General features: G+C 59.2%; 17 protein-coding genes and 1 pseudogene. 8 read left to right on the forward strand and 10 right to left on the reverse strand.

Translation table 11 applies throughout. The annotated features are described in order from the left end of the window. The first annotated feature begins 90 nt into the window (after positions 1–90). Positions 91–654 carry a TetR/AcrR family transcriptional regulator gene (locus tag ACJ8PL_RS13560; protein WP_025303067.1) on the forward strand — a complete coding sequence of 188 codons (564 nt, stop codon included), beginning with the start codon at positions 91–93 and terminating at the stop codon, positions 652–654. A gap of 141 nt (positions 655–795) precedes the next feature. Here ACJ8PL_RS13560 and ACJ8PL_RS13565 read toward each other — a convergent pair whose 3' ends face one another. From ACJ8PL_RS13565 to ACJ8PL_RS13585, 5 genes are all read right to left on the reverse strand, one after another. Next, positions 796–1,803: a substrate-binding domain-containing protein gene (locus tag ACJ8PL_RS13565; RefSeq protein ID WP_016927500.1), complete on the reverse strand. Its 1,008-nt coding sequence runs from the start codon at positions 1,801–1,803 to the stop codon at positions 796–798. Positions 1,804–1,836: 33 nt separating this feature from the next. Beyond that, the gene (locus tag ACJ8PL_RS13570; protein WP_016927501.1) at positions 1,837–2,814 is read right to left on the reverse strand and encodes an ABC transporter permease; all 978 of its coding nucleotides are present in this window, start codon (positions 2,812–2,814) and stop codon (positions 1,837–1,839) included. Positions 2,815–2,890: 76 nt separating this feature from the next. Continuing rightward, positions 2,891–4,396: a sugar ABC transporter ATP-binding protein gene (locus ACJ8PL_RS13575; RefSeq protein WP_197754910.1), complete on the reverse strand. Its 1,506-nt coding sequence runs from the start codon at positions 4,394–4,396 to the stop codon at positions 2,891–2,893. Next, the gene (gene xylB, locus ACJ8PL_RS13580) at positions 4,393–5,910 is read right to left on the reverse strand and encodes a xylulokinase (RefSeq protein ID WP_261419318.1); all 1,518 of its coding nucleotides are present in this window, start codon (positions 5,908–5,910) and stop codon (positions 4,393–4,395) included. The genes ACJ8PL_RS13575 and xylB overlap by 4 nt, the downstream gene beginning before the upstream one ends. Before the next feature lie 4 nt (positions 5,911–5,914). After that, positions 5,915–6,949 (reverse strand): NAD(P)-dependent alcohol dehydrogenase, encoded by a 1,035-nt coding sequence (locus tag ACJ8PL_RS13585; protein WP_004932112.1) that lies wholly within the window; start codon positions 6,947–6,949, stop codon positions 5,915–5,917. 79 nt (positions 6,950–7,028) lie between these two features. Between ACJ8PL_RS13585 and ACJ8PL_RS13590 the strand changes: the two are divergent. From ACJ8PL_RS13590 to ACJ8PL_RS13600, 3 genes and pseudogenes are all read left to right on the forward strand, one after another. Continuing rightward, a pseudogene (locus tag ACJ8PL_RS13590) lies at positions 7,029–7,124 on the forward strand (zinc finger domain-containing protein); the annotation flags it as partial. Between the two features lie 53 nt (positions 7,125–7,177). Beyond that, complete coding sequence (locus tag ACJ8PL_RS13595) at positions 7,178–7,732, forward strand: D-lyxose/D-mannose family sugar isomerase (RefSeq protein ID WP_240293583.1); 555 nt, start codon at positions 7,178–7,180, stop codon at positions 7,730–7,732. Between the two features lie 71 nt (positions 7,733–7,803). Continuing rightward, on the forward strand, positions 7,804–8,805 hold the full coding sequence (locus ACJ8PL_RS13600; RefSeq protein ID WP_049299419.1) for a LacI family DNA-binding transcriptional regulator: 1,002 nt from the start codon (positions 7,804–7,806) through the stop codon (positions 8,803–8,805). A gap of 23 nt (positions 8,806–8,828) precedes the next feature. Here ACJ8PL_RS13600 and ACJ8PL_RS13605 read toward each other — a convergent pair whose 3' ends face one another. After that, on the reverse strand, positions 8,829–9,785 hold the full coding sequence (locus tag ACJ8PL_RS13605; protein WP_049299417.1) for a DMT family transporter: 957 nt from the start codon (positions 9,783–9,785) through the stop codon (positions 8,829–8,831). 91 nt (positions 9,786–9,876) lie between these two features. On the opposite strand from ACJ8PL_RS13605, the gene ACJ8PL_RS13610 reads away from it, so the two are divergent. Further along, complete coding sequence (locus tag ACJ8PL_RS13610) at positions 9,877–10,731, forward strand: LysR substrate-binding domain-containing protein (protein WP_049299414.1); 855 nt, start codon at positions 9,877–9,879, stop codon at positions 10,729–10,731. Positions 10,732–10,840: 109 nt separating this feature from the next. Here ACJ8PL_RS13610 and ACJ8PL_RS13615 read toward each other — a convergent pair whose 3' ends face one another. Next, complete coding sequence (locus ACJ8PL_RS13615) at positions 10,841–11,137, reverse strand: YciI family protein (RefSeq protein ID WP_016927508.1); 297 nt, start codon at positions 11,135–11,137, stop codon at positions 10,841–10,843. A gap of 175 nt (positions 11,138–11,312) precedes the next feature. On the opposite strand from ACJ8PL_RS13615, the gene ACJ8PL_RS13620 reads away from it, so the two are divergent. Then, entirely contained in the window at positions 11,313–11,966 is a 654-nt protein-coding gene (locus tag ACJ8PL_RS13620) for an epoxyqueuosine reductase QueH (protein ID WP_016927509.1), read from the forward strand. A 236-nt stretch (positions 11,967–12,202) separates the two neighbouring features. Further along, positions 12,203–12,946 carry a TonB system transport protein TonB gene (gene tonB, locus ACJ8PL_RS13625; protein WP_016927510.1) on the forward strand — a complete coding sequence of 248 codons (744 nt, stop codon included), beginning with the start codon at positions 12,203–12,205 and terminating at the stop codon, positions 12,944–12,946. 68 nt (positions 12,947–13,014) lie between these two features. Here tonB and yciA read toward each other — a convergent pair whose 3' ends face one another. Together yciA and ACJ8PL_RS13635 are read right to left on the reverse strand one after the other, a co-directional pair. Next, positions 13,015–13,443, reverse strand: coding sequence for an acyl-CoA thioester hydrolase YciA (yciA, locus tag ACJ8PL_RS13630; RefSeq protein ID WP_004932085.1), 429 nt, complete (start codon positions 13,441–13,443; stop codon positions 13,015–13,017). A 76-nt stretch (positions 13,444–13,519) separates the two neighbouring features. Then, positions 13,520–14,059, reverse strand: a complete 540-nt coding sequence (locus tag ACJ8PL_RS13635; RefSeq protein WP_016927511.1) for a septation protein A — start codon at positions 14,057–14,059, stop codon at positions 13,520–13,522. 221 nt (positions 14,060–14,280) lie between these two features. Here ACJ8PL_RS13635 and ACJ8PL_RS13640 point away from each other — a divergent pair, with 221 nt between their 5' ends. Then, positions 14,281–15,984: a SulP family inorganic anion transporter gene (locus ACJ8PL_RS13640; protein WP_097101907.1), complete on the forward strand. Its 1,704-nt coding sequence runs from the start codon at positions 14,281–14,283 to the stop codon at positions 15,982–15,984. A gap of 53 nt (positions 15,985–16,037) precedes the next feature. Here the strand turns inward: ACJ8PL_RS13640 and ACJ8PL_RS13645 are convergent, their stop codons facing one another. Continuing rightward, on the reverse strand, positions 16,038–16,790 hold the full coding sequence (locus tag ACJ8PL_RS13645) for a YciC family protein (RefSeq protein WP_016927513.1): 753 nt from the start codon (positions 16,788–16,790) through the stop codon (positions 16,038–16,040). Positions 16,791–16,815: the final 25 nt, after the last annotated feature.

The raw sequence follows: 16,815 nt of genomic DNA on the forward strand, positions 1-16,815 counted from the left end.
CCGCCATTGTGGTAACCCTCCGGCGATGCCGGGTGGTATACTGGCGATAATATATATCCATACGTTCGTATTGAAAAGAAGGGTTTCTTAATGGGACGTCAACGCAGCATCGATCGCGACAAGGTTTTGGACACCGCCGAAGAGATCGTCGCCACCCAGGGCGCCGCCGGCCTGACCATCGACGCCGTCGCCAAAGCGATGGGGATCTCCAAGGGCGGGGTGCAGTACTGTTTCGGCAGCAAAGACGCCCTGATTGACGCCATGTTCGATCGCTGGGGCAGTGCCTACGAGACGCTGTTCGCCGCTATCGCCGGTGACGATCCTTCGCCGCAGACCGGCGTGCGCGCGCATATGCTGGCGACGCAAAGCTCGGATCAGACCGCCAGCGCCAAGGCCGCCGGGCTGATGGCGACGCTGATTCAAACGCCGGAGCATCTGGCGAGCACGCGCGAATGGTATCGCAGCCGCATCGCCGGTTTGGATTTGACGACGGAAGAAGGCAAGCGCGCGCGCCTGGCGTTTCTCGCCACCGAAGGCGCCTTTATGCTGCGTTACTTTGGTTTGATGGATATCGATCAGGCGGAATGGGAAACGATGTTCACCGATATGCAGGCGTTGATTTTAACTGAGGGTGCCTATCGCACTGATAGCTAGTAAAGCCCGCAGTGAAAGGCGTATGTTTATCGCACAAGATATTCCCTCGAAGAACTTTTTAGCCAGCCACTCCGTGCTGGCTTTTTTTTGTTCGCAGGCAAGCGCCCCTGCGGGGCCCCCTGAAGGCAGGGGGCGGGAGAATTATTTACGGGCGTCCAACAGCGCTTGGGCGTTCTCTGCGGTAACGACGGTCCACGGAATGTAGTAATGCTTCTGCGTGCCGCCCTCCCATTTCAGATCCTTGGCGTACTGCTTCCAGATGTCCGACTGCGGTTGATAGCTTTCACCTTTCACGGCGCGCAGCGCGACGTCGATGGAACCCTGCATCTGGCCTTTGGCATCTTGCAGAATAGAGACCATTTCACCGGCCTGCACCGCATGAATCGCGTCAGAGACGCCGTCAACGCCGGCAATCGCGAAGTCCTTCACATTCAGGCCGGCGCCTTTGATCGCTTCGATAGCGCCCAGCGCCATCTCGTCGTTCTGGCCAATCACGCCGTTGATTTTACCCCGGTGTTTCTGCAGCCAGTTTTCCATCAGCGGCTGCGCTTCCGCGCGTGACCAGTTGGCCGTTTTGCGCTCAAGTACCGTGACCTGGCCGGCGCCGCACTCGGCAATCGCTTTATCATTGCCTTTGCCGCGCTGGATCTCGCCGCTGCCGCCTTTCGGGCCTTCGATAATCACCACGTTCACCTTCCGGCTCTTGCAGTCGAGTTTGTCCAGGACGGCTTTGGCTTCCAGGTATCCCCCCAACTCGTCATTAGACACCACTTCAGACGTCATCGCGTCCGTGTTCAGGCGCGCGTTGGTGACCACCACCGGGATTTTGGCTTCGTTGGCATTGGTGACGATATCGATATTGGCCTCAAAATCCATCGGGTTGACGATAATGGCATCGGCGCGCGTCTGGATAGCGGTGGCGGCCTGATCGTTTTGCACCGATGCATCATAACGCCCATCGTAGAAAGTCAGTACGGCTTCGCCGCTTTTCACCGCCGGGTGTTCCTTGCCGAACCTTTCCATCAATTGCACGAACTCGGCTTTGTTGCCGTACATCAATACCGCGATTTTTACCGGGGCGGCCTGAGCCGCCGACAGGCTACCGAGCATCATGGCAGAGGCAAACAACGCTATCTTGGTCTTATTCATGGTTTTCTCCTGGTAGAGTTGGGTCTGATGTTATTAATCGCGCTGTTGCTTACGCGATGGGTCGAGCAATACGGCAAGAACGATCAATGCGCCTTTGATAATTTGTTGGTAATACGATTGCACGCCGAGCAGATCGAGGCCGTTATTCATCACCCCGATAATCAGCACGCCGAAGAAAGTGCCGACCAGCGTACCGACACCGCCGGCCATGCTGGTGCCGCCGATCACCACCGCCGCGATGGCGTCCAGCTCATACCCTGCGCCTGCGTTGGTCTGCGCCGAACCGGTGCGCGCCGTAAGGATCAGGCCGGCGATGCCGGCCAGCGCGCCGCACAGCGTATACACCAGTATTTTGATGCGGGTGACGTTAATCCCCGAGGTGCGCGCGCTTTTCGGGTTGCCGCCGACGGCGTAGATGTAACGCCCGAAGAGGGTTTTATTCAGCACCAGCCAGGCGAGGGCGAACAGCACGATGAAGATGATGACGGGCACCGGAACGCCGCCGACATAGCCATTGCCTAACCAGCGGAAATCGCTGTTCAATTGCGATACCGGATTGCCGTTGGTGGTCAACATGGTTAACCCGCGCGCCGCGGAGAGCATGCCCATGGTGACGATAAACGGTTGCAACCGGTAACGAGCCAACACGGTGCCGTTCACCAGGCCGCAGACGATGCCGATGCCCAGCGCCACGATCAGCGGCGCCATGACGGCGGTCGCGGTGTCGCCGATAGCCAATCCGCTGTTGTTGGTGGCGAAACGGGCGGCGACGATCCCGCTTAACGCCAGCACCGAGCCGACGGAGAGATCGACGCCGGCCGTAATGATGACGAAGGTCATGCCGATCGCCAGAATACCGTTGATCGAGACCTGACGCAGGACGATCAGGGTGTTTTCATTGCTGAGAAAATAATTGCTGCTCCAGGCCCCCTGGGCGACCTGATATTCGCCAATCAGCGCCACGATCAGGCACAGCGCGAAGAAGGCGATGATAATGCCGTATTTGTGCATACGGCGTTTATTGCGGGTGAAAAATGAAATTCCTGGTGATAAGGAGTGGGCGCTGCTCATTTTTTTTCTCTCTCTGTTAAACCGCAAGTTTCATCAGTGCTGCCTGGCTCGCATCGGCCGCCGAAAGCTCGCCGGCCAACTGCCCGTCACGAAACACCAATATGCGATCGCTCATGCCGATAATTTCCGAAAGCTCGGAGGAAACCATGATGATCCCCTTGTTTTGCAAGGCGAACTCCGACATAAATCGGTAGATCTCTTTCTTGGCGCCGACGTCGATGCCGCGCGTCGGCTCGTCGAGCAACAACACCTCCGGATCCAGCAGTGCCCAGCGGCCCAGCACCACTTTTTGCTGGTTGCCGCCGCTCAGGTTGCCCACGGGCTGTTCGCCATCGTGGGTTTTAACGTTGAAGCGCTGGATCATGTCGCGGGTTCGCGCTTGCTCCCGTTTTTCGCTGACGAACCCCATTCGGCTGATGCCGGCAAAAGAGGCGATATTGATGTTTTCACTGACGGAACGGCACAGCACCAGGCCGGTTTCCTTGCGATCTTCCGTCACGTAGGCAATGCCGCTGTCGATGGCCTCTCGCGGGGAATGGCGGTTAAGCGTCTTGTCGCCCAAGCGGATCGTGCCGCTGTCGGCATGCTGAATGCCGAAGATAAGATCGAGAAACTCGCTGCGGCCCGATCCCACCAGGCCGTAGATGCCCAGGATCTCACCGTGCTTCAGTTGCAGGCTGATATCCTTTATCTTGCTGCGCCAACACAGGTCGTTGACCTCCAGCAAGACCTCTTCGCCGGGCTGGTTGAATTTGGCGAACTCGCTGTCGTACTCGCCGCCGATAATGTGTTCGATCAGCTGCTCACGGGTAATGTCAGCGATATAGCCTTCATGGATATAGGCGCCGTCGCGGAAAATGGTGTAGCTGTCCGCGATTTGGAATATCTCTGACAAACGGTGAGAGACGTAAATAATGCCTTTACCTTTCGCCGCCAGTTGCTGAAGCGTCTGAAAGATTTTTTGCGCATCCTCCTCGCCAATCGCCGAGGTGGGTTCATCCATGATGATGATGTCGGCATTGGCATGCGACAGCGCTTTGGCGATCTCGACCAGTTGCTGCTCGGCGACGCTCAGGTTGCGCATTTTTTCTCGGGCGTCGATCTTGAAATCGAGTTCCTTGAGCAGGCTGGTTGTGCGCTGGTTGAGCGTCGCGAAGTCGACGAACCCCAGGCGTCTCGGCTCGCGGCCCAGCCAAATGTTTTCGGCCACCGTCAGATCCGGGATCGCGCTCAGCTCCTGCTGCACGATGGCGATGCCGGCGTTGAGGGCTTCCCGGGGATGATGAAATTCACAGCGTTGGCCATTGATAAAAATGTCGCCGCCATCGGGTTGAATAAAGCCCATCAGAATGCTGAGAAAGGTGGATTTACCCGCGCCGTTGCCGCCGCACAGGGCATGGATGGAGCCACGCCGCAGGCAAAACTCCGCATTCTTGAGTGCCACGACCGGGCCAAAAGCTTTCCTGACGCCGCTGACCTCCAGCAGGTAGGCGGGCGCTTGCGTCTGGGGATCTCGCGTCACAGTTGTACCTCCGGATAGGTCTGCTGCAAGCGTTGCAGGTACCGTTGATAAAGCGTCTCGTATTGCGTCCGTCTGCCGGCATGTGGCCGTGTGCGCGTGGTCTCATCCAGCGCAACGAAACGCCGGCACAGTTCGGCCAGCAACGCGCCGGCGTTCCGCTGCGGATCGTCGGCCAACGTCGTCGCCCACATCGCCTGAATGGCGCCGCCCAGCGCGGCGGTCTCTTTGGCTTTCAGACAGACTACCGGGCACCCCATCACGTCCGCGACGATTTGCCGCCAGGCGGCGCTGCGGGCGCCGCCGCCGGTGAGGCGGATCTCGCGCGCTTCAATGCCCTGACGGCGAAACAGCTCGATGCCATAGCGCAGGCCATAGGTGGCGCTTTCGACCACCGCCAGGCAGAGATTGGCGCGGGTAAAATTGTCGCTATCGAGGTTATGCAGACTGGCGCGCGCGTGGGGCAACGGCGGAACGCGTTCGCCATTGAAGAACGGCAGCATCTCGACACCGCCTGCGCCGGGCGAGGCCTGCGCCAATAAACCGTTAAAGCCGGCAAGGTCTTCGTCCAGCAGCGTTTGTACTGCAGTGGTGGCCGAGGTGACATTCATGGTGCAAATCAATGGCAGCCATCCATTGGTGCTGGAGCAGAAGCCGGCAATCATGTCCGATTCCGCCGTGACGGGGGCGGCAGACCAGGCGAATAGCGTGCCGGAGGTGCCCAGGCTCAGGGTGAGGGTGCCGGCCTCGATGTTGCCGGAACCGATGGCCGCCATCATGTTGTCGCCGCCGCCGGTCGATACCCGCACCGTTGGGCCGAGGCCGAGTTTTTCCGCGGCGGCGGAGCGCACCGTGCCGATGCAGCATTCCGCGCTTTTGAGCGGCGGCAGGGCCTGCCACAGGCGGCCGCTGTCGTCGATGAGATCGACCGCGGATTTGCTCCAACGACGGGTGCGCACATCGAACAATCCGGTGCCGGAAGCGTCGCCATATTCCGCTACGCGCTCCCCGGTCAGCCAGAAATTCAAGTAGTCATGGGGCAACAACACGGTGTGCAGTTTTGCCCAGAGCGCCGGATGGTGTGTCTTGAACCAAAGGATTTTTGACGCGGTATAACCGGTGGCGATCCGCAGGCCGAGTGTTTCCAGCGAGCCGTTGGCTCCGCCGAGCTGCTGCAGGAGCCGTTCGTTTTCCTCTGCGGTTTCGGTATCGCACCACAGCTTGACGCTGTGCAGCACGTTGCCGTCTGCGTCCAGCGGCACAAACCCATGTTGTTGGCCAGAGACCCCCAGAGCATGAATCTCCCGTGCATCAACGCCGGCGTTAGTCACGGCTTGGCGAAAAGCGATGACCAACGCCTCAATCCACCAGTCGGCCTCCTGTTCGCGCCGGCCATTGGCTTGGCTGATGAGACGGTGAGGGGCGTTGCCCTCACCGAGGATCACGCCCTGTGTGCTGTCGACAATCACGACTTTCGTGCCTTGCGTACCGCAGTCTATGCCAGCATAGAGCGCCATAGGATCACTCCATTTCCAGCATGATTTTGATGTCCGAGGCATGTCCCGCCGCCGCGCGCTCGAAGGCGGCCACGCTGTCGGAGAACTTGTAGGTTTGGCTTATCAACGGCTGGACGCGCAATTTGCCGCTGCTCAACAGCCGCAGCGTGCGCGGGTACATGTTGGCGTAGCGGAAAATGGTCTTGAAGGTGATTTCCTTGGCCTGCGCGGCGACGATATCCATCGGCGCGGCATCTATCGGCATGCCGACCAGCACGGCGGTCGCTCCTGGCGCCGCATGTTCGGCCAGCGTAGCGATAGCCGGTTTGGCGCCGCTGCATTCAAACACGACATCGGCGCCATTGCCGCTGGTGAGCGCGGCCACTTTCCCCGCCAGGTCGCCGGTTTTGATATTGACGGCGTGCAGCCCTTCATAGCTGGCCGCCACGGCGAGTTTTTCGTCAAACAGGTCGCAAATAATGACGTCCGAGCAGCCGCCCGCCAGCGCCGCGAGGGCGGTGACCACGCCGATCGGCCCTGCGCCGATCACCAGCGCGATATCGCCGGGTTTGATCCCGGCTTTGGTGGCCGCTTGCATGCCGATGGCTAAGGGTTCCACCATGGCGCCCTCAGCGAAACTGACGTTGTCCGGCAATTTGAACGTGAAGGCGGCGGGGTGGATGACGGTTTCGCGCAGGCAGCCGTGCACCGGTGGCGTCGCCCAGAAGCGCACGGCCGGATCAAGGTTGTAAATGCCGGCGCGCGTCTGGGCCGAGTTGAGATCCGGAATGCCGGGCTCCATGCAAACGCGATCGCCGATGCTGAGGTGAGTGACGTTTTTACCTGTCGCGAGCACTACGCCGGAGGCCTCATGGCCGAGCACCATCGGGGCGTTAACCACGAACGGGCCAATGCGGCCATGTTGGTAATAGTGCACATCACTGCCGCAGATGCCCACGGAATGAATTTTTATCTGCACATCATCGGGCCCCAGCGTTTCGGCAAGCTGGACGTCCTCGATAGCGATTTCCCCCGCTTTGGCCAACACTAATGCTTTCATATTGCCTCCTGGTGAATCATTTTTATGGTAACGATATCATTTCAATGCGGCGATAGTGGGCTAAAGCGGGGGGTTAAACTGTGATCGATGTTGGAATTACTCGACGAGAGTTAATTTTGCTGGTGGGTTGTTATTCAATATGGGGATGAAGATCACAAAATCGGCGATGCAATGACGGTTTTAATATCAGCATGCTGATATCGATACCGTTACTTTGCAGGGGAAATGATGAGCAAACAACAACGTGCCATAGCCGCTACGCTGGAATACTTGCGCGAGGCGGACATTGTTCTGACCGAAGAAGAGCAGCAACGTATTGAAATTGCGACGTTTGGCTTGGCTGACTATCCCATCTCAGGGCTGCAGCTGCTGACCTATGTCAACTCACCTCGGTATTGTGCGAAAGAGTTGGTGCTGTTTCCTGAGCAGACTTGCCCAGAGCATTTGCATCCTCCTTTCGCCGGCACGCCCGGCAAGCAAGAGACGTTTCGCTGCCGTTGGGGCGAGGTGTTTCTGTTTGTCGACGATGAAAACCTGACGCTTAATGATGCCGGCGGCGAACCGGTATGTCGGGTGCCGGAGGGCGCAGAACCTTGGTACACCTGCAATCGCTATATCCTCTTGAGGCCTGGCGAACAATACACCATCGCGCCCAATACCCGGCACTGGTTTCAGGCGGGGAAGCGGGGCGCGGTGGTGTCCGAGTTTTCTTCCGAGAGCCGTGACGAGCTGGATATCTTTACCGATCCCCGGATTAACCGCCTGGCAGGCGTAAACCATTAGCGCGACGATGAAAGTTCTGTCATGATGTTGTTAATGGTACAAAATGATAACCTTAAGCTAAGGAGCTGCATTTGGCGGTGGGGCGAGGACGGAAAGCGACGCTGGCTAGCGTGGCCGCACAGGCAAACGTCAGTAAAATCACCGCGTCGCGGGCATTTTCACAGCCGGACAAGGTTCATCCGGAAACGCTGCGCCGCATTCGGGAGACCGCTGCCGAACTCGGTTATGTGGTCAATGCTGCGGCGCGCAATCTGCGGGCGAAAAGCAGCAGAACCATCGGCATCGTCAACCCTGATATGGCCAACCCGTTCTTTGGCGGCCTGACGCGGTTGATGACGCTTGAAGCGCAAAAAATGGGATATGACACTCTGGTGTTCGATTCCTATGAGTCACAGGAAAGCGAAGACAGAATCATCGACAAACTGATTGGCTACAACGTCGATGCGATCATTCTCTCGGTCATTTCCAACGATCATCTGTACCAGCCTTCCTATCTAAAGCGGTTGGAAACATTGAATATCCCGGTGGTATTGATCGACCGTGAGCTGGACAATCGCCACTGCAGCGGAGTGTATATCGATAACCTGGACTGCGGCCTTCAGGCGGGGCGCTGGCTTCTGGAACAGAAAGCGCAGCGGGTGGTGGTGGTGTCCGGGCCGGAGAACTCCAACGTTGCACGGGACAGGGTTACAGGGCTGCAGGCGGCGCTGCAAGGGAAAGTGGCGTCGTTTGAAGTGCTGTATGCCGATTTCTTTATGGATATCGCCTGGCAAGAGACGAGCCGTTGGCTGGCCAACAACCGCGCCCCGGACTTTTTCGTTGGCTGCAATAACCAGATCTCCCTGGGCATTATCAAAGCCTGCATCGAACATCGGCTGCCGTTGATGCAGGACGTGTCGTTGTTCAGCATCGATGAGGTTTCACATGCTGAGATCTACGGTTTTCATTTCCCGTGCGTGTCACACGACTTGCAAGAGATCGCCTGGCAAGCGTTGAATCTGGCGATCCGTCGTATTGCCGACCCCGAGATCAAGCCGGGCAAGGTGGTGGTACGGGGGAAACTCGTCGCGTAACGGCGCCACCATTCGCTTATCCGTCATTTTTCAGCGTGTTGCGCTGTTTTGGGCTCATCACGCCCGGCGGGACGGATGAGCAGCCACAAACCGCTTCCTGCCGCCGCCGCGCCTAGCAACATGGGCCAGGAAAGAGGTTCATTGAACATTAACCCTGCCCAGCAGAAGGTGACGAAGGGGCTGAGAAACAGCAGGCTCGTCACGCGCAGCGCAGAAGTGCGCCTTAGACAAAACCAGTACAGACCGTAGCCGGCCAGGGTCGCCAGTAGCGCGGTCCAAAGCACGCCGATCACAAACCCCGTCGTTACCGTTGGCAGCAGCGGGCCTTCCGCGCCGGCCATGGCGGCGAAAGCCAGCGCGGAAACCGCGCTTTGTATCCCCAGCGCGGCTGGCAAACTCATTGCTTGCGTTCGCGGCAGCCGTTCCTGCCACAGCGTTGCCAGCGCCAGCGACAGCATCCCCGCCAGCGGCAACAGGTAGCTCCACAATGGGGCGTCTCCCCATGAGATGGCGCTGCCGGTCGCCAGCGCTACCCCGCTAACTCCCAAGGCTAACCCGGACCAAACGCGGCCATCGGGCAAGCGGCGTTGTAACAGCATGCTCAGCAGCGCGGTGCCGAGCGGGAGCAAATCGGCGATGAGCGCGGCCAACCCGGCCGGCACGCCATATTCGATGCCTTTGCTGACGCCGGTCAGGTAACCGGTCATGGCGAGCAACCCAATCCCGGCGTGAACAGCTATCGTCAGCGGAGATGCGCGCCTGATGGCGCGCAGACTAAGCGGCAGCAACACGAACGCGACCACCACGCAGCGCCAGAACGCCACCAGCAACACCGGCGCGTAATCGGCGGCGAAGCGGATGCCGACGAAGCCGGAGCTCCAGGCCACGATCAGCAGGATCTCGGCCGCAGCCAGCCAGAGGGCGGCTCTGCCGCGATGTTTGCCGCAGCGGGAAGAGGGGCGAAATGGTGCCAGGGACATGATGGTCACCTCCTTTCCGCCCGATGGTAGTGAGTGGCTATAATTTAATAAATCGAATAATTTTCGCCCAGTTGTTTAATGAGGTTAAATCATGCGGCCGACATTGGATATCGATCTCTTACGCACTTTTCACGCTATTGCGCGTTTGGGGCAATTTCGCGCGGCGGCGGCATTTGTCAATCGCAGCCCCGCCGCCGTGAGCGTGCATATCCGGCGTCTGGAACAGGTGGCGGGCGGCCGCCTGCTGGAGCGTGACAATCAGTCCGTGGCGTTGACGCCGTTGGGAAACAAGCTGCTGGCCTCGACGCTCGGGCTGCTGAGCGCCCATGACGATATTCTGCGGGAACTGCAGGGCGCGCCGCTAAGCGGCCATATCAAATTGGGCTTGCCTGATGAGTACGCTTCTCATGTGATACGCCATATTTTGCCGCGGTTTACCGACAGTTTCCCCGCGGTGGAGCTGGAGGTCTCTACCGCTGCCAGTCAGGCGCTGGCGGAACAAGTTGGCCGTAATCGGCTGCATCTCGCGCTGGTGGTTCAACCTTCGGGGAAACAGTGCCAGACACCGCTCGCGGTGACTGCGCCAGTGTGGGCCGGAGGCCGTTCGCTGGCGCTGCAGGCTAACCGGCCACTGCCGCTGGCGTTGCATGCCGCCGATTGCCCTTATCGTGAGGCTATGATCGATGCATTGACCAGGGCGGGAAGGCACTGGCGGGTGGTTGTGAGCAGCCCTTCGGCCAGCGTGGTGGCGGCTGCCATCGAGGCGGGATTGGCCGTCACGCTGCTTGACCGCGCACGGGTTTCGGCGGCGATGCGGATACTCGACGAATTGCCGTCGGTCGCACCACATGAAGTGCAACTGCTCCGTTCTGCCACGGCCGCCAGCCAACCGGCGGTGGCGATGCTGGAAAGCGTCATCGGTGAGTATTTACGGGGGGGAACATGAATATCGGCCGCGTGGGGAAGACGAATCGAGCACGACGGTGACGCAGAGATGTGGCTAGCGCCGGGAACGCTGTATTGCGGGGCGTTCCCGGTATTCGGAGGGCTGGAGATCAGAACACCTGTTTGAACGGTTTCACCGTCACGTCGGCATAGACGCCGGCGGCGACGTACGGATCCTGCTGCGCCCAGGCCTGGGCTTCCGCCAGCGAGGCGAATTCGGCGATCACCGTCGAACCGGTAAAGCCGGCGGCGCCGGGATCGTTGCTGTCGATGGCCGGGTTAGGGCCGGCGACCACCAGGCGGCCGGCGTCGCGCAGCGCCTGCAGGCGCGCCAGGTGCGCCGGGCGCACCGCCAGACGGTTTTCCAGCGAGTTGGGGACGTCTTGCGCGTAGATCAGATAAAGCATGTTTCACCTTTAAAATCATGGCTATAAAACGGTGCTACCAAGGTAGCGCAAAAGGCGCGGCAGGGGAACGGCATCGGGCGAATTTCCCGGCGGATTGGCGCTTATGCCTTGAAGCCGCTACTTTTTATTCGTATAGTGCGGCGCGCTTAAACTGATATGCCATTGAGGTGAGGACATGACGGAACTGGTAAGGGAAAAACTCGATTTGCCGGCGGGCAAAAAAAAACTGCTGCTGCATTCATGCTGCGCGCCCTGTTCCGGCGAGGTGATGGAAGCGATTCAGGCCTCCGGGATCGAGTACGCCATTTTCTTCTATAACCCCAACATTCACCCGCAAAAAGAGTATCTGCTGCGTAAAGAAGAGAACATCCGTTTCGCCGAGCAGCACGGGGTGCCGATTATCGATGCCGATTACGACACCGACAACTGGTTCGCCCGCGCCAAGGGGATGGAGAATGAGCCGGAGCGCGGCATTCGTTGCACCATGTGTTTTGACATGCGTTTCGAGCGCACGGCGCTGTATGCGCATGAACATGGTTACGACACTATCTCCAGCTCGCTGGGCATCTCGCGTTGGAAGAACATGCAGCAGATCACCGACTGCGGCATCCGCGCGGCGGAAAAGTATCCCGATCTGGTGTACTGGGATTACAACTGGCGCAAGAAGGGCGGTTCGTCGCGCATGATAGAGATCAGCAAGCGCGAACGCTTCTATCAGCAGGAATACTGCGGCTGCGTCTATTCGCTGCGTGACACCAACCTGCACCGTAAGGCGCAAGGGCGGCCGCTGATCAAGCTGGGCGTGCTTTACTATGGCGATGAAGAATAACGCTGACTCACCGCAATTAACCCGCTCCGGCGGGTTTTTTACTTTTTGACGCCTGGCCAAACGTTAATGAAGCGTGTCGCCCAGGCGGTAAAAAAGCAACGGCCAGGTTAATATCCTTATGAGTTTGCTGGTTTTAGCCGCGCATACTGACGATTAAAGCGATAGTTTGCCTTTCGTTATTGAATATGATTGCTATTTGCATTTAAACTTGGCGAACCAGAGGAAACAGAATCATTATGCCGCTAAAAAAGATGTTCCTTAATCGCCGTATATCCGTGCCTTTCGTCTTATCCGTAGGCTTGCACAGCGCCCTGGTGGCGGGATTGCTTTACGCTTCGGTAAAAGAAGTGGTGGAGCTGCCGAAGCCAGAGGACGCGCCGATCAGCGTCATGATGGTCAACACCGCCGCGATGGCCGAACCGCCACCGCCGGCGCCGGCCGAGCCGGAGCCGCCGCAGGTCGAACCTGAGCCGGAGCCAGAACCGGAACCTATCGTGGAGCCGCCGCCAAAGGCGATCGTGAAGCCGGAGCCGGTCAAGCCGAAACCAAAACCTAAGCCGAAGCCGAAGGTCGAAAAACAGGTCAAACCGGAGCCGAAAAAAGTCGAGCCGCGCGAACCGTCGCCGTTCAACAACGATTCGCCGGCCAAGCCGATCGACAAAGCGCCGGTGAAACAGGCGCCTGCCGCGCCGGTGCAGGGCAACTCGCGCGAGGTCGGGCCGAGGCCGATCAGCCGCGCCAATCCGCTCTATCCACCGCGGGCTCAGGCTTTGCAGATCGAAGGCAACGTGCGGGTACAGTTCGATATCGACAGCGACGGGCGCGTCAGCAACGTGCGTATCTTGTCGGCCGAACCGCGCAATATGTTCGAGCGTGAAGTGAAGCAGGCGATGCGTAAATGGCGCTATGAAGCCAAAGAAGCGAAAGATCGCACCGTCACTATCCGCTTCAAGCTGAACGGCACCACCGAATTGAACTGAGTTCGGTCACACCAAAAAGAAAGGGTCGCCTCGGCGACCCTTTTTGCATTTGCGGCGCAGCCGCAGGCTTACTCTTCGAAGCCGACGCGGAAGTTCATTTTGCCCTCGGGCAGCGCGCGCGAGTTGCCTTCCGCATCGACCGCCACATAGGTGAACACCGCTTCGGTCGCCCGGTAACGCTGGCCGATCGGGGCGGAAGAAACTTTCTTTACCCACACTTCGATATTGATGGTGATCGAGCTGCGCCCGGTGCGGATACAGTGCGCATAGCAGCAAACCACGTCGCCTACCGCCACCGGTTTCAGGAAGGTCATGCCGTCTACGCGCACCGTCACCACGCGCCCTTCGGCGATCTCTTTGGCCTGGATGGCGCCGCCGATATCCATTTGCGACATCAGCCAGCCGCCGAAGATATCACCGTTGGCATTGGTATCGGCCGGCATCGCCAGCGTGCGCAGCACCAGCTCGCCGCTGGGTAAAGGTCGTTGTTGTGTCATAGCAGTCTGCTTTTAAAAGGAGGGAATAACATCATACTGCCCGCGGCAAGCGCCGCAGGCATTAACAATTTTGTAACTATTTTTTCTGTTCTTCCGGCATGTGCCGGTAAATATAGATACCGCTGAGGAGGGTGAAGACCAGCGTCAGTACCGTCAGGCCAAAGACTTTGAAATTGACCCAGACGCTTTGCGGCAGCCAGAAGGCGACATAGATGTTCGCCAGGCCGCAGGCCAGGAAGAAGATCGCCCAGGCCAGGTTAAGGTTGCTCCACACTTTGTCCGGCAGCGTCAGCTCTTTGCCCAGCATGCGCTGAACCAGCGGTTTTTTGAGCACCCATTGGCTGATCAGCAGCGCCAGCGCGAACAGCGCGTAAATCACCGTGACCTTCCATTTGATGAACAAATCGTTGTGGAACACCAGCGTCAGGGTGCCGAACACCAGCACCATCAGGAAGGTGATCAGCGTCATCTTCTCGACCTTGCGGTATTTCACCCAGGTGAACACCAGCGCCAGCGCGGTGGCGACAATTAACGCGCCGGAAGCGACGTAAATGTCGTACAGCTTGTAAAAAGCGAAAAAGACAATTAGCGGGAGGAAATCAAGAAACTGCTTCATAAATCAATCCATCATCTGTTCATCGGCCGACTATACCGGATTCGGCGAGCTCTGTGTACCGCCGGGCGTTGCCGATTATCGGCGTTTGGCCGGCGGATTTCTGCCGCGAAAGCAGGAATTTGCATAAACTTACGCAAGAAAGCGCCGGCAGATTGCCAGCGCGGGCCGCAGGCCGCATAGTAAGCGTCATAATAACCAGATAATTTACCGCGGAAAACAACATGCAGTGGAAATCTCTCCAGGCCCTGACGCCTGGTTTGACGCATTTACTGGGCTATCAACGCAGCTGGCTCAAGCCGGATATTCGCGCCGGCCTTTCCGTCGCCGCCGTCGCCCTCCCGGTGGCTATCGCCTACGCCGAACTGGCCGGGGTCAGCCCGGTAGTGGGGCTCTACTCCTGTATCTTGCCGATGATGGCCTACGCGCTGTTCGGCTCGTCGCGCCAGCTGATCGTCGGGCCCGACGCCGCCACCTGCGCGGTGATCGCTGCAGTGGTGACGCCGCTGGCAGCGGGCAATATGGAACGCCATTGGCAACTGACCATTATGATGACCGCCATGATGGGCGGCTGGTGCCTGCTGGCCAGCCGGTTCAAGCTGGGGGCGCTGGCGGATTTGCTGTCGCGGCCGATCCTCAGCGGGCTGCTGAACGGGGTGGCGATCACCATTATTGTCGATCAGATCGGCAAGGTGTTGGGGTTCACGGTGCGCCCGGCACAGCTGATCGAGCGCATCTATGCGCTGCCCGGTAACTTGCTGCACAGCGACTGGCTGACGATGGCGGTGTCGTTGCTGACGCTGGTGACGCTGCTTGGATTTAAAAAATGGCGGCCTAACTGGCCGGCGCCGCTGTTCGCTATCGTGCTGGCGGCGTTCGTGACCTGGGCGGGCGGCCTGCAGCAGCATGGCGTGGTGACGGTGGGCGGTTTCAGCGGCGTGCTGCCGATCGTCCAGTGGCCGGACTTCCAGCCCGGTTTGCTGCGCGACATGGTGATCCCGGCGCTTAACCTGGCGGTGGTGAGCTTTGTCAGCATGATGCTCACCGCCCGCAGCTTCGCCGCCAAAAACGGTTATGAGGTAAACGCTGACGCCGAGTTTCGCGCGCTGGGGCTGGTGAATATCGTCTCTGCGCTGTCGCAAGGTTTCGCCATCAGCGGCGCGGATTCGCGCACCGCGGTGAATGATGCCAACGGCGGCAAGAGCCAACTGGTGTCGATCATCGCCGCCGCGGTCATCGCCTTTGTCTTGCTGTTCCTGATGGCGCCGCTGCAGTTTATTCCGGTGGCGGGATTGGGTGTGGTGCTGATGTATGCGGCTTGGTCGCTGCTGGACATCCGTGGCCTCTGGATCTTGCGCCGTCGCAACGCGCAGGCGTTCCGCCTGGCGCTGTTTACCTTCCTCAGCGTGCTGCTGGTGGGAGTGATCAGCGGCATCGGGCTGGCGGTGTTGCTGGGGCTGATGCAGTTTCTGCGCACCGTTTTCCGGCCGACGGAACAGCTGCTGGGCGTCAACGATGAAGGCATGATCCATTCCATGGGCAATAACAATGGGGTGAAGGCGGTACCTGGCGTCATGATGTATCGCTTCAATTCGCCGCTGACCTATTTCAACGTGGCGTATTTCAAACGCCGTATCCTCAATTTGGTCGACGGCACACCGTTCCAGCCACGTTGGGTGGTGGTGGATGCGGTGGCCAGTTTCACCCATGCCGATATCAGCGTGCTGGCGGCCATCGACGAACTGAAACGCGACCTGTTACAGCGTAACGTAAAGCTGGTGCTGGCGGGGCGCCGCACCGAGCTGACGCGTTGGTTCCGCATCAACCGCTTAGGGCGCGATAAAGAGTTGATTTTGGTACCGGATCTGTATCTGGCGCTGAAGCTGATTCAGAGTAAGGAGCAGGCGGAAGCCGCCGTGGTGGGGTAAACAAAAAAAGGGGCGCGCCGAAGCGCTCCCCTTGGTTTTTGCTGACGCCGGCGTTAGCCGCGCAGCAGCATATACAGCCGGAACAGGTAGATCAGCAGCAGAGCGGAGACCAGATTGCTCAACGCGGTCAGCACCACGCTGGCGACGTTCGGCGTCAGCACCGACAGATGGCTCACCAGGAACAGCACCAGCAGCTTGGCCGCCAGCCACAGCATCATCGCCGGCACCAGCACGCGCGCATTGGCGAAGGCCAATTTGCTGCTCAGCTTGAGCGAAGCGAACACGCCTTTTTTATCGACGGAGGCGATCACCGGCGCCAGCGCGAAGGCGATCGCCATCAGCACGCCCGGCACCACAAACAGCGTCAGGCCGAGCTGGATCAGCAGGGTGCAGATAAACAGCAGCAGCAGCAGGCGCGGCAAGTCGGGCGCCGAGGCGCCGAGCGCGCGCAGGGCGCTGGTGCGTTGCCCTTGCGACACCAGACGGATCAGCGTCAGCATCCCGCCGACCAGCAGCACGTTGCCGACCAGCGCAGAGAAGGTGGCGGCCGCCGACACTTTCAGCAACACCATCTGCTGTTCCGGCGTCATCTGCTGGATCACTTCCTGAATGCCCATGCCGGTAGACGAAGCAAAATCGCTGGTGGTGGCAGCGAGCGTCGCCAACTGTTCGGCATCAGGGCTGAAGGCCTGATTCAGCAGCACGGAGATAAACGCCGTCAACAAAGCCAGCATCAGGATGCTGGCCAGTTGGTTGCGTAAAAAGTTAAAACTGTCACGGTACAAAGCGTTGGCCGTGATAGGCATGCAGACTCCTTGGCGTCGGGAAAAC

Source organism: Serratia sp. CY83965, assembly GCF_052166375.1.
Lineage (GTDB): Bacteria > Pseudomonadota > Gammaproteobacteria > Enterobacterales > Enterobacteriaceae > Serratia > Serratia marcescens.